This is a genomic window from Pantoea sp. y20, assembly GCF_054903455.1.
This window is the reverse complement of sequence record NZ_CM142816.1, coordinates 4095088-4113200: the sequence shown is the minus strand read 5'-3', so window position 1 is coordinate 4113200 and position 18113 is coordinate 4095088. Positions and strand designations below refer to the sequence as shown.

The following is an 18113-nucleotide window of genomic DNA, read 5'->3' as shown; positions in this document are numbered from 1 at the left end:
AATTAGTGAGCTCGCGGCGGTAAATGAGGTTCGAGTAACTGTAGCAGACGCTGTAATGCGCCCTGATTTTGATGCAGCACTTCCACAGCATGACGGCCGTAATAGCGGCGATAATCGTCATCCTGCAGCAGGTTAGCGACCTCTTTCTGCAGCGATACCACGTCAGTAACGGTAATCAGCCCTTCGGCCTGCTGCAGCTTGGCGCAGATATCTTTGAAGTTCCAGATGTGCGGGCCCATCAGCACCGGAATGGCATGCGCGGCCGGCTCTAGCGGATTGTGGCCGCCGCGCTCAACCAGGCTGCCGCCAACAAAGGCGAGGTCGGCGATGCCGTACAGCATCATCAGTTCGCCCATAGTGTCGCCAATCACCACCTGCGTGGAGCTTGATGGAATTTCGCCGCTGCTACGCAGGATAAAGCTGAAGCCGCGTTTTTGCGTCAGGTCGCAGGCATCTTTGAAACGTTCCGGATGGCGCGGCACCAAAATCAGCAGCAGATCGGGGAACTGCTGCAGTAGACGTCGATGCGCATCGAGCACAATTGCCTCTTCGCCTTCGTGGGTGCTGGTGGCGATCCACACCGGACGACGCGACGCCCACTGACGACGCAGCGTGACCGCTTTTGCCGCCAGCTCTGGCGTTACGGAGATATCAAACTTGAGGCTGCCGGTAACGGTCAGATGCGAACGTTTCAGGCCAAGGCTGAGGAAACGGTCGCCATCTTCGGCGTTTTGCGCGGCAATCAGCGTGATGCGCTGCAGCAGGTCGCGCATAAAGCCGCCGAGCTTTTTGTAGCCTTTAGCCGAGCGCTCAGACAGGCGCGCGTTGGCAATCACCAGCGGAATCTTGCGCTGATGCAGAATACGGATAATGTTTGGCCACAGCTCGGTTTCCATGATGATCACCAGTCGCGGATCGACGGTATCGAGGAAACGGTTAATCGAACCTGGCAGATCGTAGGGCAGGTAAACGTGGTGTACATCTTTGCCAAACGCGGACTGCGCACGCTCGGAGCCGGTTGGCGTCATGGTGGTGACGGTAATCGGCAGCGTTGGATAGCGGTGGCGCAACGCGCGCACCAGCGGCACTGCCGCCAGCGTCTCGCCGACGGAAACCGAGTGCAGCACAATGCCATGTGGCAGCACTTTTCCGCTGCAATAGCCGTAGCGTTCTGCCCAGCGTTTACGATAGGCCGGTGCTTTTCGACCGCGCAGCCACAGGCGCAACCAGATTAGTGGCTGAATCAGGTAGAGCAAGGCTGTGTATAGAGTCGTCATAGTTACCGTTACGACAGAATCGCGTCAAAAAACAGATGAAAGGCGGCATGTTATCAGAAATTAACCGCCTGCTCATACCACTTCGTCAGCTGGTCTGCAGCACTTGCTGATACAGCGAGGTCAGCGCGTGCGCCAGCCGCTGCGGACCATAAGGTTCAATTCTGCGACGTGCGGCTTCGCCCATGGCAGAATTGTGTGAAAGCGCCGGTGTTGCCAGCACGGCTTCGTTTAACGCGTTGATATCTAATGCATCGCAGACAAAACCTTCCTGACCCGCAGTGATAAACTCTGCGCCGCCGCAGCCGGTGCTGGTGATCACCGCCAGGCCGCAAGCCATCGCTTCCAGCACTACATTTGGGAAGGGATCATAAAGCGTAGGCAGCAGCAGCGCATCGGCTGCATGGTAGAACGGTTGCACGTCCTGCTGCACGCCGACGAAGCGTAAGCGATCGAGGCAATTGAGCTGGTTTGCCAGCTGCTGATAGCGCGACAGCTGCTTATCCTGGCCGACCACCACCAGATAGCGATCGCTTTTCGCCACCGCTTCAATCGCCGCTTTTAAGCCTTTACGCTCAAAACCCGAACCCACGTAAATCATCACCGTGGCATCCTGCGGCAGTTTGAGCTGCTGACGTGCTGCATGACGCAGCGCTTCGCTGGCTGGCTGGAAGCGTTGGCTATCAATCGCGTTGTGAATCACATGGATCTTGCTGGCATCGAGCCTGAAATGACGCAAAATATCCTGTTTCACCATCTCTGAGTTACAGATCACCGCTTTCAACGACGGCGCGTTGAACATATCGGCTTCCGCCTGTAACACATAACGATGATAACGACTAAGGCGGGCGCTTAAGCGCTGCCACGGCGTCACAATGCGCGCGCGCTGCTCCAGCCAGACGCGATGCACGCCATCACCGGCACGAAAGATATCGCAACCGGCGATGCGTTCGTGGCTTTGCACAATATCGAACTTTTCGCGTTCCCAGCATGCACGCGCGGCACACGCAAAACCGCGCTCGCGCGAGATGCGACCGAATTTCGCTGGATTGCAGATGTGCAGATGCCAGGCCGGATTCGGCGTGCCCTGCCAGCTGCGAGTGATGATATTGAGATCGAGCTGCTCGCTATCCAGCGCTTCCAGCGCACGCGAAATAAAACGTTCAGCGCCGCCGTCTGGGCGGTATTTCTGCCGGACAATCGCCAGGCGTAACTTACTCATGCAAAAAACTCCGGGCGGCAGCCACCACATCCTCAACGGGAATGGCAGAAAGATAGCGCTGTTGCGTGTTGGTATCGATGTCGTCTGGCGAGGGTAGCGGGCCGTAATCACCGGCCCAAATCACGCGATTATGATCGCCCCACGGACGCCAGTGTTGCAGCTTGGTCGGTCCAAACAGCGCAAGACACGGCGTTTCCAGCGCGGCGGCCATGTGCATCGGCGCAGAATCTACGCCGATAAACAGCTGTGCCGCGTCAATCAGCGCCGCCAGCTGCGGCAAGGATAATTCTCCCGCCAGCGACACCACATTGTGGCTGCGACACAGCGACTGAATATTGGCGATCATTGCCATTTCTTTCTGGTCCGGCGCCGCCGTCAGTACCACGGTGCGGCCTTCGGCAGCGAGCGCATCAATTAGCTGTGCGACTTTTTCATCTTCCCAGCATTTAAACAGCCAGCGTGAAGTGGGTTGCAGCACAACAAACGGCATTTTCACCGCATGATGAGCCAGTACATCCTGCACTTTTTGTTGATCGGCTGTGCTGAAATGCATCGAGGCTTTTGCGCCGGCGGCGCTGATGCCCAGCGGCTTCAGCGCGGCCATATTCTGTTCAACCGTATGCAGCTGATGATGATCTTCCGTACTGACCAGATGGTTGTGCATCCAGCGCCATAAGGCGTTATCACGTTTGCGGAAGGCAAAACCAATACGCACCGGCGCGCCAGAGAATCCGGTAATGATGGCGCTGCGCCACTGATCGGCGAGGTTAATCACCAGGTCATAATGGCACGCGCGCACCGCGGAAAGCAGGGCCATTTCATGCCGGAATTTCTGCCAGCCGCCTTCCTTCTTCCAGTTGCGATCGATGATGTGCAACTGGCGAATGGCCGGGTGCGCCTCCAGCATTGGACGGGTTTCTTTGTAGAGCAGAACGTCGATGTTCGCCTGAGGATAGCGTTGGCGCAGCGCGTTTATCGCGGGCGTGGTCAGCAGCATGTCGCCGTGATGACGCAGCTTGATCAGCAGAATATTTTTCGGTGCAAATTGGTCTGGAATCGGGCTTGCCATACTCAAATGATCTCAGAATTCAGTCAGCTGATTGTAAGGCAAACCCCAAAGGCGTGAAAGCCGGACGCGGCGCTTATTTCTTGCGCCAGCGGTAAATCCGGCTTAGCCACAGCAGCAGTTGATACCATTGCTTTATACCGCGCGCGTTACGCAGCATGCGCCTGTGAGTTTGCGTAGCGAACAGATCGGCAATCATCGCCTGACGTGCGCTCTCTTCGGGTTCGCGTCGGATACAGTGGCAGACGCTGAGCGCCTCATGCGTAATCTGGTAGTGAAATGCCGGGTAGATTTTTACCTTATGACGGTAGCGTGCATTGAGCTCTTCCAGCAACTGCGCGATTCTCAGGTAGTGACGCTGATATTCCACATTACGCTGGCCGGTGCGCTTACGGTTGCTGATGGAAGCATCATGCATGTAGTAGCAGTACAACACTTTATCGGTGTAACGCACACGTTGCGCGTTGAGCATGAACTCGGTGGTCCATGGAATGTCCTGATGATGCAGGCCGGGTTCAAAGTAGAGTTTGAGCTGTTCGATCAACTCTCGGCGGTAAATGCCCAGCCAAACCACATGCATGTAGCGATGCGTTTGCAGCGCCTTATTAAGCCACTCAGGGCCGCTCAGTACCTCGGTGCTGGTGAGGCGATCGAGCGGAATCAGCGGTTTTACTTGCTGGCTGGCTTTGAAAAACCATTCCGCGTTGCACTGTGCGGCATCCAGGTTGTCGCGCTCCGCCATCTCAACCAGCGTTTGATACATCGCGGCATCCATGGTGTCGTCAGCATCCGGAAACGAAACGTACTTACCGCGCGCCACCGCTAAGCCCGCATTACGCGCGCGCGATACGCCGCCATTGGTCTGATGGATAACACGAACATGGGGATGCTGCTGCGCATAAGCATCAGCACGCTCCCCCGAACCGTCAGTGGAACCATCATCGACAATGATAATTTCCAGTGAGGTGAGAGTTTGAGCCAGTAGCGAATTCATAAACGTCTCAAACATCACACCAGCGTTGAACAGGGGCGTGATGACCGAGAGCAAAGGGATAGTTTGCGACATTGTTCATCTAATAATTTACAAATTTATTACATCAATTATTAGTAGGGAATTCAGAACTTTTTGCACATTAATGGTCAAAAGCCTTTTGTTCCCTGGTTTTCCGCATTTTTTTTGAGTTTGTCTTAGTGGATAAGCGAGACAACGCTCCTCAATCTGGGCATCAGCATGAAAAATATTCTCGTGATTAGGCGCGATAACATTGGCGACATGGTGTGTACCACCCCGCTACTGGAAGGATTAAAACGGGCCTTTCCCGAGGCAAAACTTACCTTGTTAGTAAACAAAGTTGCTGAGGATGTGGTGAGCCATAATCCGCATGTTGATCGCCTGTATGTTTACAAGAAAGCTAAGCACCGCGCTAAAAACGAAACCACGCTAGGTGTCTATTGGCAGCGAATAAAGGTCATGCTGGCGCTGCGTAAAACGCGCTTTGATGCGACCATTCTGGCGAATCCTGTGCCGTGTAAATACAGTCTGCGATTGGCGAAAATGGCCGGAGCAGGGAATGTGATTGGCGCGGCTCAGAATGACGCACAGCTTGATCATCCGTTCCAGAAAAGTGATTTCCACGGCGAGCATCAGGTTGAACACACTTACTCTTATCTCTCTGCGCTAACCAGCACGCCGCCTGCTATACCCGCTGTGAATCTCTATCTCTCCACCAGCGAACGTGAAGCAGCTGGCAAACGCATCAGCGCTCTGTTCCCCTCATTGGGCAAGGTTTATGGCGTGCACATCAGTAGCCGCAGCCCAAAGCGCCGCTGGCCGGTTGAATCCTATGCGGCTTTTATCAATAAGCTGCTGGAAGATGAGCAGGCGCGCGTGCTGGTATTCTGGTCGCCGCAGGGAACGCTTGATTTCAATGATAAAGGCGATGCAGTACGCACCGATGAGCTGATGCAGTTGGTCAATTCGCCGCGTGTGGCGCGCTATCCCACCGCATCTGTGCGCGAACTGGTGGCGGGTTTTGATCGCTGTGAGCAGATTCTGTGTAGCGATGGCGGGCAGATGCATCTTGCCGCCGGGCTGCACAAAAAGCAGGTGGTGTTTTTTGGTGATACCAATGCCAGCCAGTGGCATCCGTGGTCAGGGGAATACCGGATCATGCAGACCGCTTCGGGCGAATGTCAGGATGTCTCGCCAGAAGCAGTATGGGAAGCATGGCAGCAACTCAGCGTTAAGCCTGTTGCAGTTTGAAGTTGTCGTGATACTCCGACAGTGTTTGTCCGACGAAGCGGGGGGCTAACCAGCTAAACAACGCTTCTAAATCTTCGTACAGTCGCTCGATATCCTGTTGGTTTTTGAACGTTGGACTGCCGTCAGGCATAAATTCTGAGCTGTGCAGCATAAACTCGGCGTAATCCTGGCCTTCGGCCAGCGACATTTCAACCACGCGTTTCATGTCAGCCAGATTCCCGCCTGATGGACGTAACCAATAAACGGCAGGACTCTTTTGTTTGCCGCGTAAGCGGTACAGACCCTGTTTGACCGTATTCATCAGCGGTGAATACTTGTATTGAATACTCATGGGGATTTCGAGCAGCGAGGAGTGACCGCTGCGTGAGATGTCGTCAGGATCGATAAAATAAGGTTTATGCGGGAAGTGAGTGTAGTTCGTGCCGCCTTTCCCCTGCGGCGCACCACGGGTGTAGGCCCAGTTAACGCGCGGTGTGACGGAGCAGTCAACCTTATAGCCCAGTTCAGTTAAGATCGCCGCATAGCGCTCATCAAAAGCCCAGCGTCCGGCACGATGGCTGAGCATTTTTGTCTGGAACTTCTCCTCCAGCAGATCAGTCATATAGGCAACTTTATCCCGCAGTACTGCATCGGGATATTCAATCAGAAAAGGTTGCCAGCGCCAGTCATCATCGGTGAGTGGCGCTTCCGGTGGGCTGTTCCAGGCGTGAAGATGCATGCCAATTTCGCCCTGCTTGCGTGCAATCACATCTTTGCCGAATTCGACAAAAGCAGGATCCGTTGCCATTTCATAGTTGGTTAGCCAGGTAGGTTTAAAACCATAGCGCTCACATAAAGCCTGAAAGCGTGGCAAATAGCCGGTATTTTCAGTGGTGATGGAGCGATGATTGCGCCAAAGGTTGTCGCCTTCGGTGTCTATGGTAATAAGGAAAGCATGCCGGGTCATGTTTGCCGCCTGAGGCCAATAAAATCGCAATGTTACGCTGTGCTTTTCAGTGACGCAAAACTAATTGCTGCAGATGCTTAGAGCGAAAATAGCGCCGTGAAAAATCGGATTTGCTAGCAGACTGCGTTAAGATTCACGCGGCAATATTTAGTCAAACAGAGTTTTAAAATCAGACAGGTGGAGCATTTTGTCAAAGCGCATACTGATGGTGATTGATGGTTTACCGGGCGGTGGAGCCGAAAAAGTCGTGCTGACGTTGGTGACCGGTATGCTTGAGTTGGGACATCGGGTGTCGCTGTTTTCGCTGCGCAAAGTATGCGATTACCCTTTGCCTGACGGCGTTGATTATCAGGTCATCCAGGATACGAATCGTCAGCCCTGGCGCAAGCTGACCGAATTAACGCGTCGCGCCAGATTGCTGGATGATGCTGTTCTGCGGGCAGAACAGCGCGCCGGTAAGTACGATTTAGTGGTATCTCATTTACACAAAACCGATCGTATTGTGCGCCGTTGTCGGACGCTCTTGCCTCGTAAAACCTGGTTTTGTCTACACGGTGTATTCTCCGCCTCCTATCTGGGCCATCGTGCGGGACTATCGCGCTGGTTAAAAGCACGCAAAATTCACCGTGTTTATCAGGCACGCAACGTGATTGGCGTCTCTGCTGCTGTGGTGGAAGACCTAAAGACTGCTTTTGCGGTTACGCCGGCGCGCGAGGCCGTGATTGGTAATCCGTTCGATATCGAAGATATTATGCAACGTGCAGCCGAGCCGGCTGATGTGCCGCCGCAAGGATTTCTGGTCCATGTGGGGCGATTTCACGAAACCAAACGTCATGATCGCTTGTTGCAAGCCTATGCACTGAGCAACATACCGCTGCCGCTGGTGTTATTAGGCCAGGGATCACCGCAGCGTACAGCTGCGCTGCAGACGCTGGCCCAGCAGTTGGGTATTGCGGATCGCGTCATCTTTCAGGGATTTACGCTCAATCCTTATGCGTGGATTAGCCGGGCAACAATGCTGATAGTCAGCTCGGACAGCGAAGGTTTTGGTAATGTCCTGATTGAAGCGATGCTGTGCGGCACGCCGGTGGTGAGTACGCGCTGTCCGGGTGGGCCAGCTTCGTTACTACAAGGCGATTTGGCGCGCGGACTGGCGGATTTAACACCTGAATCTGTGGCAGAAAAGATGCTGGAGATTTATCAGTCCCCACCTCAGCTCCATGCTGGTGAGTTCGCTGCTTTTGATACCAAGGTCATTTGCCAGCGCTATCTGGCGCTGGCCGAATAATCATAAATGGGAGCATTGCTCCCTTTTATGAGTGTTTAATCCCAGCTCAACACCACTTTGCCGGATCTTCCCGAGCGCATCTCATCAAAGCCCTGCTGGAACTCATCGATGTGATAGCGATGGGTGATGATAGGCGTGAGATCGAGGCCGGACTGAATCAGCGCGGCCATCTTGTACCAGGTTTCGAACATCTCGCGGCCGTAGATGCCTTTGATGAACAAGCCTTTAAAGATCACCTGATTCCAGTCGATGGACATCTCGCCCGGCGGAATGCCCAGCAGCGCGATGCGGCCGCCGTGGTTCATTACCTCCAGCAAGGTGCGGAACGCCGGTGGCGCACCAGACATCTCCAGACCGACATCAAAACCCTCGGTCATGCCGAGTTCGGCCATCACATCACGCAGATTTTCCTGCGCCACGTTGACAGCGCGCGTTACGCCCATTTTGCGCGCCAGATCGAGGCGATAGTCGTTGATGTCGGTGATCACCACATGGCGCGCGCCGACGTGCTTGCACACCGCCGCCGCCATGATGCCAATTGGCCCGGCACCGGAGATCAGCACATCTTCGCCCACCAGATCGAACGACAGCGCAGTGTGCACCGCATTGCCAAAGGGATCGAAAATCGCCGCCAGTTCATCAGAAATGTTGTCGGGAATTTTGAAGGCATTAAACGCCGGAATCACCAGATATTCGGCAAAGCAGCCCTGACGATTGACGCCAACGCCTACCGTATTGCGGCACAGATGTGTGCGTCCAGCGCGGCAGTTGCGGCAATGGCCGCAGGTGATGTGGCCTTCACCGGAAACACGATCGCCAACGGCAAAGCCCTTAACTTCCTGGCCCATTCCCACCACTTCACCCACATATTCGTGGCCGGTGATCATCGGCACCGGAATGGTTTTGCGCGACCAGTCATCCCAGTTGTAGATGTGCACGTCGGTACCGCAGATAGCGGTTTTACGAATCTTAATCAGTAGGTCGTTATGGCCGGGTTCAGGTATTGGCGCGTCCTTGACCATCCAAATGCCTTCTTCGGCTTTTAATTTGGCGAGTGCTTTCATTTCCCTGCTCCTGAAATAACGCCCAGCTGTTGACCAATACGGGTGAAGGCCGCCACGGCGTGTTCCAGCTGCGCCTGCGTATGTCCGGCAGAGATCTGCGTGCGGATACGTGCCTGACCTTGCGGTACCACCGGATAGAAGAAGCCTGTGACGTAGATTCCTTCCTGCTGCAACAGGCTGGCAAATTGCTGCGCCACTTTGGCATCGCCCAGCATTACGGGGATGATGGCGTGATCGGCGCCAGCCAGCGTGAAGCCTGCGGCAGTCATCTTCTCGCGGAAGAAGCGGGCATTTTCCCACAGACGCTGGCGCAAACCGTCACCTTCACTCAGCAGCTCCAGCACGCGCAGCGAGGCAGCCACAATCGCAGGCGCCAGCGAGTTGGAGAACAGATACGGACGCGAGCGCTGACGCAGCCACTCAACCACTTCTCTTTTCGCCGCCACGTAGCCGCCCGATGCGCCACCCAGCGCTTTACCCAGCGTGCCGGTCAGAATGTCGACGCGATCCATCACGCCGCAATATTCGTGCGTGCCGCGTCCGGCAGAACCCACAAAGCCCACCGCATGGGAATCATCGACCATCACCAGCGCATCGAACTCATCGGCCAGATCGCAAATACCCTGCAGATTGGCAATCACGCCATCCATCGAGAACACGCCATCGGTGGCAATCAGGATGTGGCGCGCGCCTTTGTCGCGTGCTTCCTGTAAACGCGCACGCAGCTCACTCATGTCATTATTGGCGTAACGATAGCGCTGCGCTTTACACAAACGCACGCCATCAATGATCGATGCGTGATTAAGGGCATCTGAAATAATCGCGTCTTCGGCGCTGAGCAGTGTTTCAAACAGGCCGCCGTTGGCATCAAAGCAGGACGAGAACAGAATCGCGTCTTCCATGCCGAGGAACGCGGCCAGCTTGTGTTCCAGCTGCTGGTGGATGTCCTGCGTGCCGCAGATAAAGCGCACCGAGGCCATACCAAAACCGTGCGTATCCATGCCGTCTTTCGCCGCCTGGATCAATGCCGGATGATTAGCTAAACCCAAATAGTTATTGGCGCAGAAGTTGATGACGGGCGGGCTGTTAGCTACGTTGATTTCTGCCTGCTGCGCCGACGTGATGGTGCGTTCTTGTTTGAACAATCCGTCCTGACGTGTTGTCTCAAGTTGTTGACGAATTTGCGAATAAAACTGACTGGACATGATTATGCTCCTCAGATAGCAAATATTTGGCACATATTACTGATCGAAAAGCGAATCAACGACATTTCAGCCATCAATATCTCGGTTTTGCAGCATAGTTCACGCTGCGAACAGGATTTGTGCAGCGCATACGGCGTCATCTGGCTGCCTGCGTCTGGCTGAAATGTTATGATGATAGGCATTCGTGGGTGAAACCTCCTGTTTCCCCCCAACTCTTTAAAGGCAAAGCATATGATTATCGTAACCGGTGGCGCTGGCATGATTGGCAGCAACATTGTTAAAGCGCTGAACAACCGCGGTCTGACCGACATTTTGGTGGTGGATAATCTGAAGGATGGCACCAAGTTCGTGAATCTGGCGGATCTCGACATCGCCGATTACATGGATAAAGAGGAATTCCTCAGCTACATCATTTCTGGCGAAGATCTCGGCCCCATCGAAGCCGTGTTCCATGAAGGTGCGTGTTCCGCAACCACCGAGTGGGATGGCAAGTACATGATGGATAACAACTATCAGTACTCGAAAGATCTGCTGCACTTCTGCCTCGAGCGCGAAATCCCGTTCCTCTACGCCTCATCTGCTGCCACTTACGGCGGCCGCAATGAGAACTTCATCGAAGAGCGTCAGTACGAGCAGCCGCTGAATGTGTACGGCTACTCAAAAATGCTGTTCGATCACTACGTGCGCCAGATTCTGCCTGAAGCAGACTCACCGGTGTGCGGCTTCCGTTACTTCAACGTGTACGGTCCGCGTGAAGGCCACAAAGGCGGCATGGCGAGCGTCGCGTTCCACCTCAATACGCAAATTAGCAACGGTGAAAATCCAAAACTGTTCGAAGGCAGCGACGATTTCCGCCGCGACTTCATCCATGTTGATGACGTGGTTGCGGTAAATCTGTGGTGCTGGGAAAACGGCGTTTCCGGTATCTACAACTGCGGAACTGGCCGTGCTGAATCTTTCCAGGAAGTGGCGGATGCGGTGCTGAACTTCCATCAGAAAGGCCAGATTGAATACATTCCGTTCCCGGACAAGCTGAAAGGCCGTTATCAGGCGTTTACCCAAGCCGATCTCACTAATTTGCGTGCAGCCGGTTATGACAAGCCGTTCAAAACCGTTGCGCAAGGCGTGGGCGAATATATGGCCTGGCTGAACCGTAACGTATAAGGAAACCGGCAGCAGCGATGAAAATTCTGGTTATTGGCCCATCATGGGTCGGCGATATGATGATGTCGCAAAGTCTCTATCGCACGCTCAAGGCTGAGCATCCTGAAGCGGTGATCGACGTGATGGCGCCGGCCTGGTGCCGCCCATTGCTGTCGCGTATGCCGGAAGTGAATCAGGCGCTGGCGATGCCGCTCGGCCACGGCGCATTGGCGCTGGGCGAGCGTCGTCGTTTGGGGAAAACCCTGCAGGCCAGCGGCTATGACCGCGCCTATGTGCTGCCGAACTCCTTCAAATCTGCGCTGGTGCCGTTTTTCGCCGGGATCAAACGTCGCACCGGCTGGCGCGGCGAGATGCGCTATGGCGTGTTGAATGATGTCCGCGTGCTGGACAAAGCGGCCTTTCCGTTGATGGTTGAGCGCTATGTGGCGCTCGGCTATGACAAACCGGTTGCTTCCGCGCAGCAGCTGCCGCAGCCGTTGCTGTGGCCGCAATTACGTGTCGATGACGATGAAAAGCGGATGACGGCGGCGCAGTTTGCGCTGTCAGCCGATCGTCCAGTGATTGGATTTTGTCCGGGCGCAGAGTTTGGCCCGGCGAAGCGCTGGCCGCATTATCATTATGCCGCGCTGGCAGAGCAGCTGATTGGCGAAGGTTATCAGGTGGTGCTGTTCGGTTCGGCGAAAGATCGTGAAACCGGTGACACCATTGTGCAGACGCTGTCAGAAGCGGCGCGTGCGCACTGTAAAAATCTGGCGGGTGAAACGCAACTTGAGCAAGCCGTGATTCTGCTGGCGAACTGTGCGGCGGTGGTCAGTAACGATTCCGGCCTGATGCATATCGCTGCGGCGCTTAATCGTCCGCTGGTGGCGCTGTATGGCCCAAGCAGCCCGGACTTCACTCCGCCGTTGTCTCAGCAGGCGCGCATTATTCGTTTGATCACCGGCTATCACAAAGTCCGCAAAGGTGATGCCGAACAAGGTTATCACCAGAGCCTGATTGATATTCAGCCAGCGCGCGTCCATCAGGAACTGAGCGCGCTGTTGCATCCGGTGCAGGAGTAAAGATGCACGTTTTGATTGTTAAAACCTCCTCGATGGGAGACGTGCTGCATACCTTGCCAGCGCTCACGGATGCGATGCAGGCGATTCCTGGCATCAAGTTTGATTGGGTGGTTGAAGAAAACTTCGCTCAAATCCCCGCCTGGCATCCGGCGGTGGATAAAGTAATGCCGGTGGCGATTCGCCGCTGGCGCAAGCACTGGTTCGGTAGTCAGCAGCGTGAAGAGCGTGTGCAATTTAAGCGTGAGCTGCAATCGCGTCAGTATGATGTAGTGCTGGATGCACAAGGTTTGATCAAAAGCGCCGCGCTGGTAACGCGCCTGGCAAAAGGCGAGAAGCACGGGCAGGACAGCCGCAGCGCACGCGAACCTTTCGCCAGCTGGTGGTATGACAAACGCCATGAAATCAACAAGCAACAGCATGCCGTCGAACGTACGCGCGAGCTGTTTGCCAAAAGCCTCGGCTATGGAAAGCCTGCAACGCAGGGCGACTACGCGATTGCCGGCCATTTCCGCTCTACGCTGCCCAATGACACGCAGCCTTATCTGGTGTTTCTGCATGCTACCACGCGTGATAACAAACACTGGCCGGAGTCACACTGGCGTGCGCTGATTGAGTTAGTTCAGCCAACAGGATTGCGCGTGAAATTGCCGTGGGGCGCAGAGCATGAACATCAACGCGCACAGCGTCTGGCCGAAGGCTTCGACCATGTTGAGGTATTGCCTAAGTTAACGCTGGAGCAGGTAGCGCAAGAATTAGCTGGCGCGCGCGCGGTGGTGTCGGTAGATACCGGTTTAAGTCATCTGACGGCAGCGCTGGATCGTCCGAATATCACGCTATTTGGTCCCACCGATCCGGGACTGATTGGCGGGTATGGCAAGAATCAGCATGAATTAAAAGCAAGCGATGGTACCATGCAGGCAATTACGGCCGAGATGGTTATGGAAAAATTGAAGGAACTGCTCTGAATGACCTCAATTTTTAAACAAATCTATCGTTATACTCATGCAAGGGCATTGAGACATAACGAAAACTTGTGGCCCCATATTAAGATTCGCCGAGCCAAAACCGATAATATTCAGCGGCTAAGCTACTGGGGAAAGCAAGTTAAGATTGAGGATCTCATCGCATTGCGTGCCACGATAACGGGAGATGTGACAATCCTGGCTACTGGCCCTTCGGTTAAATCATTAGACATTGAGAAACTTGCCAGCACCACATTCGTGGGCGTTAATGGCGCCTATAATCTGCGCGATAGAATTACCTTTGCATATTATGTCATCGTCGATCGGGGATTTATCGATAAAAGATTCGATCTTGTCACAGATATTATTAATGATGAAAAGCTGGTTCTGTTTACAACCGTGCACTGCTTCAATGATATCTTGCAGCGCGCTGATTTACGGGACGTTAAGTGCCGCCTGGCAATTATTGAAGATCTCAGCTTTAAAGTATTCAGAGGTATCGTTCGCCCTGAAGAGTATGCCCTCAATTATCAGGGGAAAATGGGGATCTCACTCTCTGAAACGCCATTCATCTCTGGTTTTTCCTGGGATATTTGTCAGGGGGTTTTCGATGCCGGCACGGTTGCTTATTGGGCCTTGCAGATATCCGTCTGGCTGGGTGCCAGTCGTATTTTATTAGCTGGCGTTGATATGAATAATTTTTCAGCGCCGCGCTTTTATGAAAGCGACAATGATAAGCTTCCAAGCCTACTTGAATCTAACTTTAGCGCGGTTATTAAACCCGCCTTTATCCATGCAAGCCGGGAATTAGAACGAGCGGGGATTAAAGCGTATAACCTTTCATTAGAAAGTGCTCTTGATGAGAATATTTTTGAGAAGACTACACCAGAAGCTATTTTTTAAAATAGATCACAACCTGAAATCTATTTATTCTTTTTTATTTTTCTAATTTCTAAAAAACTATACCAGGCTTCACATTAAAACCTGGTATATATTATCAATTTAACGTTTTCAACACTGCGTTATAGACCTGTTCCACATTGATTTTCCGCATAGGAAATTGTGGGTCATCATTTTCCTCAGGCTCAATACGGATTATCTGGTGAATATCCAGATCCTGATAAGGTCCAGTATGGCGAGGATTGGCACCCACATACAAACTTACCGTCGGCGTTTGCGCGGTAACAGCAATATGTAATGGTCCCGTATCGCCCGTTATCAATACATCAATTCGCTTAATAAGCTGAAGCAGTTCGGGCAGACGCGTTTTGCCAATATATGAAGTGACCCGATGATGATACTTTTCTGGCAGTAGTGCAAAGAAGGCGCTTTCGATCGGGCGATCCTGGCCGGCTCCAGTCAGAACCAAAGTGGATTCTGGACTGTGGCTAAAAATACGCTCTGCCAATTGTGCAAAGTGTTCCACGGGCCAGCGACGGTTATCACCTGATGCGCCCATTTGGAAACCGACAATGGTTGAGCTTTCCTGCTGGTGACCATCATCAACTTTTATAGGAAATTCCATGCGGATATCAGTGGTGTCACAGCCTAATGAACCAATAAGATTCAGTTTACGTTGAATAATGTGTGATTCTGCTCGCGGTGAGTAGAGATCAAGCCAATGATTAAATACAGGATTATCGCTACCGAAATTATCTCTAACCAGATATTTTGAGCCGCTTAACCGCGCGCAAAGAATATCGTAGCCTAAGCTGGAGTGCAGTAGCAGCGTTAGGTCAGGTTTGAAGCGGCGTAGTTTCCTGATCAGATTAGGCGCGCGGACAATTTTATTGTCCCAAATAGCCACTTGATCAAACCATTCGCTGTCTTCAACCAGATCACGGTTTTTATCGCTGGAAACCAGCATGATTTTGGCGGATGGATAACGGCGCTTAATCGCTTTTATTGCTGGTGTGTTAAACAGCAGGTCACCTAATGCCGTCGTCGAAAAAATAACGATGCGCTCGAACTCATGGGTCGCGCTCAGCGGGGACTTATTTCTGTCGATTTGGCTCAGTTTAGCGTGCAGACTCAGCACGGAGTTAATTAGATTTATTTTCCAACGTTTTTTCATTAATACGGCTTACCCTAGAGAATCTGACTATTCGACAGCCATAGCAAAAAATAATTTCGCCATTATAACGAAAAAAACATCAGCCCCGTATAGAGGCTAACGTTAAGGCCGGTTTGCACTTTGACTTAATTTAGAACAAAGACTCTAAATGCTTGAACAATGGGCTTTGCGCAATGCTTTCACTAATCAACTCAACGGCATAGTGCTGCGGCACGGGCGGCAATGGTTTGCCCGGCTTACACACGCCTGGCGCACGGAAGCGTGGCGGCTGGGTTTTGGATGGCGGCGGAGTCGCACCCTGATGCAGCGGCTCATTCAGCAACTGGCTTGGCCGCACTAGCGTGATATCGGCTGGCAATGTCGGCAGCATCTGCTGCAAGACGCGCACCGTCGTCGGATGCGGATGACCAATCGCAATGGCATAACCATCGCGCTGCGCAAGTTTCACCGCGCGGGTAAACTGCGCGCGGATTGAAGCCTCATCCTGACTATCATCAAGGAACACGCGGCGTTTCAGGACTTTAACGTTGGTACCTTGCGCGGCTGGGATCGACTGACTATTGCCAATCGTCATGCTATCGAGAAAGTAATAGTTGTAGTGATTGAGCACCTGCATCACTTTCTGCATGCCGGGCAGGCTGGAGGTCATTTTGCTGCCCATATGGTTATTCAGGCCAACCGCAAAAGGCACTTTGCCGCTGGCTTCTCGAATAATCCGCTCGATTTCCGTGCTGCTCATCTCGGGCGTCAGCGTGTCTTTCTCCAGCGGCTGTTTGCTAAGCGGTGCCATCGGCAGGTGGATCAGCACTTCGCGACCACCCTGATGCGCTTTGGTGGCCATCTCACGCGCATGGGGCGCATTCGGCAGGACCGCAACGGAAATCGCGGTGGGCATCTGCAGCACTTTATTCTCTTCTTTTGGCCGATAACCAAAGTCATCGATCACGATAGAGAGTTTTCCCGCATGGGCGGAAAGTGACAGAAACAGGCCGCATAGGGCGGCCGAGAGCTTAGAGGGTTGAAACAAAACTTATCTTCCTAACCACGGTAGTGGATTGACGGCCTGTCCCTGGCGTCGGATTTCAAAGTAGAGCGAAGGCGTGCCGCGGCCGCCGCTGGTGCCCACAAGGGCGATAGGCTGTCCTGCCTTCACCTGAGCACCCACGCTCACCAGTGCGCTTTGGTTGTAGCCATAAAGGCTCATATCACCTTTACCGTGTTCCAGAACGACAACCAGACCATAGCCTTGCAGCCAGTCGGCCATCAATACGCGTCCATCAGCGATGGCTTTCACTTCGGTACCTTCTGGCGCATCGACGACCAGACCTTTCCAGCGCAATTCGCCCTGCATCGATTCACCGAAGCGATGTTCAATACGTCCCCGTACCGGCCAAACCGCTTGCCCGCCGGGCTTGCCTAATCCGCCGGTACGCGCCATCAGCTCGCGCTCACTCTGCGTTGGCTGATAACTTGATCCTTTGGCTTTCGCCTGCGCCTGACGCTGACGCACTTTTTCCGCCTCGCGCGCTTCGCGTTCCGCACGTTCGCGTGCTTCACGCTCTGCCTTAGCGATTTTGCTTTGCAGGCGGCTTTCGTTCTCACGCATTTCAACCAGGTCCGCCTGATCTTTCTCCAGCGAGCTTTCCAGTATGGTGAGCGTTTTCTTACGCGCCGCGCTGGCGACTTCCAGCTTGCTTTGCTGCGTCTGCTGCTGGGCCAACAACGATTTTTGCTGCTCCTGTTTGCCCTGCAATGATTGACGCTGTTCCGCTAATTGCTGCTGGGTTTGTTTGAGATCGTCGATGTTTTTCTGGCGTGCGGCGTTGAGATAGCCGAAATAGGCAAGAATGCGCTCACTGCGCTGGGCTTCTTCGCCTCCGAGCAGCAACTGCAGACCATTATGCTGTCCCTGACGGAAGGCGGCATCAAGCTGTTGTGCCAGCAGTTTTTCCTGCTGTGCTTGCTGCTTTTCCAGCCGCGAGATAGAAGAGGTGACCTGCGCGATTTCACCCTCAAGCGTGCTGAGGCTGTTACGCGTTTCGCGCAGCTGACGGCTGGCCTGCGCAATCACTTTTTCCTGGCTTTGCAGCTGATCCAACAACTTACTGCGCTGCACTTTCTGCGCTTTAACGCTCTTTTCTTTCTCGGCAATGTCCTGCTGAATGGACTTCAACTGCGTTTTACTGTCATCCGCACTGCGTGCAGCGGCAGGAAGTAATAATGTGCCCGCCAGAAGCAGACTCAGGGAGATTTCGGACCAGCGAAATGACAACGGAAGCGCAGTGCCGTTGTAACGGGTCCTTGTGTATGTAACGGTCGCTTTTCCCTTCATAGTCGATAATTATTCCACGATGAACAGCCGCTTACCAGTTAGCCCGGCCGGGTTTTACTTTACTAAAAATGTCTGTACCGAGCTTACCGGCATAAACTTTGTCTTAATTTTGGGATTAGAACACTTTTTTTGGAAAATGACGCACAAATCGTAACTCTGTCCCCTTAGCGACTGTACATGCGAAGTGGCGCA

Annotated in this window: 16 protein-coding genes; 6 read left to right on the top strand and 10 right to left on the bottom strand. The window is 53.5% G+C overall.

The window, feature by feature from the left end; genetic code table 11:
- Nucleotides 1-2 precede the first annotated feature (2 nt).
- The 4 genes from waaA to ACYAC5_RS19190 all read right to left on the bottom strand — a co-directional run bounded on the left by waaA (nt 3) and on the right by ACYAC5_RS19190 (nt 4628).
- Nucleotides 3-1277: a lipid IV(A) 3-deoxy-D-manno-octulosonic acid transferase gene (gene waaA / locus ACYAC5_RS19205; RefSeq protein ID WP_101760684.1), complete on the bottom strand. Its 1275-nt coding sequence runs from the start codon at nt 1275-1277 to the stop codon at nt 3-5.
- Nucleotides 1278-1362: 85 nt separating this feature from the next.
- Nucleotides 1363-2496 carry a glycosyltransferase family 4 protein gene (locus ACYAC5_RS19200; RefSeq protein WP_192415299.1) on the bottom strand — a complete coding sequence of 378 codons (1134 nt, stop codon included), beginning with the start codon at nt 2494-2496 and terminating at the stop codon, nt 1363-1365.
- Complete coding sequence (gene rfaQ / locus ACYAC5_RS19195) at nt 2489-3565, bottom strand: putative lipopolysaccharide heptosyltransferase III (RefSeq protein ID WP_192415300.1); 1077 nt, start codon at nt 3563-3565, stop codon at nt 2489-2491. The genes ACYAC5_RS19200 and rfaQ overlap by 8 nt, the downstream gene beginning before the upstream one ends.
- A 73-nt stretch (nt 3566-3638) precedes the next feature.
- Nucleotides 3639-4628: a glycosyltransferase gene (locus ACYAC5_RS19190; RefSeq protein ID WP_277974249.1), complete on the bottom strand. Its 990-nt coding sequence runs from the start codon at nt 4626-4628 to the stop codon at nt 3639-3641.
- A gap of 165 nt (nt 4629-4793) precedes the next feature.
- Here ACYAC5_RS19190 and ACYAC5_RS19185 point away from each other — a divergent pair, with 165 nt between their 5' ends.
- Nucleotides 4794-5825, top strand: a complete 1032-nt coding sequence (locus ACYAC5_RS19185; protein ID WP_277974248.1) for a glycosyltransferase family 9 protein — start codon at nt 4794-4796, stop codon at nt 5823-5825.
- On the opposite strand, the gene ACYAC5_RS19180 is transcribed toward ACYAC5_RS19185, so the two are convergent.
- A complete protein-coding gene (locus tag ACYAC5_RS19180) occupies nt 5806-6771 on the bottom strand; it encodes a polysaccharide deacetylase family protein (RefSeq protein WP_192415306.1) in 966 nt (321 codons plus the stop codon). The genes ACYAC5_RS19185 and ACYAC5_RS19180 overlap by 20 nt on opposite strands.
- Nucleotides 6772-6976: 205 nt before the next feature.
- Between ACYAC5_RS19180 and ACYAC5_RS19175 the strand changes: the two genes are divergently transcribed.
- Nucleotides 6977-8059, top strand: a complete 1083-nt coding sequence (locus ACYAC5_RS19175) for a glycosyltransferase (protein WP_192415343.1) — start codon at nt 6977-6979, stop codon at nt 8057-8059.
- Between the two features lie 35 nt (nt 8060-8094).
- On the opposite strand, the gene tdh is transcribed toward ACYAC5_RS19175, so the two are convergent.
- Complete coding sequence (gene tdh / locus ACYAC5_RS19170; RefSeq protein WP_101760674.1) at nt 8095-9123, bottom strand: L-threonine 3-dehydrogenase; 1029 nt, start codon at nt 9121-9123, stop codon at nt 8095-8097.
- Complete coding sequence (locus ACYAC5_RS19165; RefSeq protein ID WP_110868205.1) at nt 9120-10328, bottom strand: glycine C-acetyltransferase; 1209 nt, start codon at nt 10326-10328, stop codon at nt 9120-9122. Before ACYAC5_RS19165 ends, tdh begins: the two co-directional genes overlap by 4 nt.
- A gap of 231 nt (nt 10329-10559) precedes the next feature.
- On the opposite strand from ACYAC5_RS19165, the gene rfaD reads away from it, so the two are divergent.
- From rfaD to ACYAC5_RS19145, 4 genes are read left to right on the top strand one after another with little or no spacing between them, the layout of a single operon-like run.
- Complete coding sequence (gene rfaD / locus ACYAC5_RS19160; RefSeq protein ID WP_192415308.1) at nt 10560-11492, top strand: ADP-glyceromanno-heptose 6-epimerase; 933 nt, start codon at nt 10560-10562, stop codon at nt 11490-11492.
- 17 nt (nt 11493-11509) lie between these two features.
- Entirely contained in the window at nt 11510-12553 is a 1044-nt protein-coding gene (gene rfaF, locus ACYAC5_RS19155) for an ADP-heptose--LPS heptosyltransferase RfaF (protein WP_192415310.1), read from the top strand.
- Between the two features lie 2 nt (nt 12554-12555).
- Nucleotides 12556-13518: a lipopolysaccharide heptosyltransferase RfaC gene (rfaC, locus tag ACYAC5_RS19150; RefSeq protein WP_192415312.1), complete on the top strand. Its 963-nt coding sequence runs from the start codon at nt 12556-12558 to the stop codon at nt 13516-13518.
- Complete coding sequence (locus ACYAC5_RS19145; protein WP_192415314.1) at nt 13519-14418, top strand: sugar glycosyltransferase; 900 nt, start codon at nt 13519-13521, stop codon at nt 14416-14418.
- A 94-nt stretch (nt 14419-14512) separates the two neighbouring features.
- Here ACYAC5_RS19145 and ACYAC5_RS19140 read toward each other — a convergent pair whose 3' ends face one another.
- From ACYAC5_RS19140 to envC, 3 genes are all read right to left on the bottom strand, one after another.
- On the bottom strand, nt 14513-15589 hold the full coding sequence (locus ACYAC5_RS19140) for a glycosyltransferase family 9 protein (RefSeq protein ID WP_110868201.1): 1077 nt from the start codon (nt 15587-15589) through the stop codon (nt 14513-14515).
- Nucleotides 15590-15719: 130 nt separating this feature from the next.
- The gene (locus ACYAC5_RS19135) at nt 15720-16616 is read right to left on the bottom strand and encodes a divergent polysaccharide deacetylase family protein (protein WP_192415316.1); all 897 of its coding nucleotides are present in this window, start codon (nt 16614-16616) and stop codon (nt 15720-15722) included.
- A gap of 3 nt (nt 16617-16619) precedes the next feature.
- Complete coding sequence (gene envC, locus ACYAC5_RS19130; protein WP_192237029.1) at nt 16620-17921, bottom strand: murein hydrolase activator EnvC; 1302 nt, start codon at nt 17919-17921, stop codon at nt 16620-16622.
- Nucleotides 17922-18113: the final 192 nt, after the last annotated feature.

Coding starts and splice junctions, on each gene's coding strand:
- ACYAC5_RS19185 (WP_277974248.1), top strand. CDS start 4,794: ATGAAAAATATTCTCGTGATTAGGCGCGATAACATTGGCGACATGGTG.
- ACYAC5_RS19145 (WP_192415314.1), top strand. CDS start 13,519: ATGACCTCAATTTTTAAACAAATCTATCGTTATACTCATGCAAGGGCA.
- ACYAC5_RS19140 (WP_110868201.1), bottom strand. CDS start 15,589: ATGAAAAAACGTTGGAAAATAAATCTAATTAACTCCGTGCTGAGTCTG.
- ACYAC5_RS19180 (WP_192415306.1), bottom strand. CDS start 6,771: ATGACCCGGCATGCTTTCCTTATTACCATAGACACCGAAGGCGACAAC.
- rfaF (WP_192415310.1), top strand. CDS start 11,510: ATGAAAATTCTGGTTATTGGCCCATCATGGGTCGGCGATATGATGATG.
- tdh (WP_101760674.1), bottom strand. CDS start 9,123: ATGAAAGCACTCGCCAAATTAAAAGCCGAAGAAGGCATTTGGATGGTC.
- ACYAC5_RS19175 (WP_192415343.1), top strand. CDS start 6,977: ATGGTGATTGATGGTTTACCGGGCGGTGGAGCCGAAAAAGTCGTGCTG.
- ACYAC5_RS19165 (WP_110868205.1), bottom strand. CDS start 10,328: ATGTCCAGTCAGTTTTATTCGCAAATTCGTCAACAACTTGAGACAACA.
- rfaC (WP_192415312.1), top strand. CDS start 12,556: ATGCACGTTTTGATTGTTAAAACCTCCTCGATGGGAGACGTGCTGCAT.
- rfaD (WP_192415308.1), top strand. CDS start 10,560: ATGATTATCGTAACCGGTGGCGCTGGCATGATTGGCAGCAACATTGTT.
- rfaQ (WP_192415300.1), bottom strand. CDS start 3,565: ATGGCAAGCCCGATTCCAGACCAATTTGCACCGAAAAATATTCTGCTG.
- ACYAC5_RS19200 (WP_192415299.1), bottom strand. CDS start 2,496: ATGAGTAAGTTACGCCTGGCGATTGTCCGGCAGAAATACCGCCCAGAC.
- waaA (WP_101760684.1), bottom strand. CDS start 1,277: ATGACGACTCTATACACAGCCTTGCTCTACCTGATTCAGCCACTAATC.
- ACYAC5_RS19190 (WP_277974249.1), bottom strand. CDS start 4,628: ATGTCGCAAACTATCCCTTTGCTCTCGGTCATCACGCCCCTGTTCAAC.
- envC (WP_192237029.1), bottom strand. CDS start 17,921: ATGAAGGGAAAAGCGACCGTTACATACACAAGGACCCGTTACAACGGC.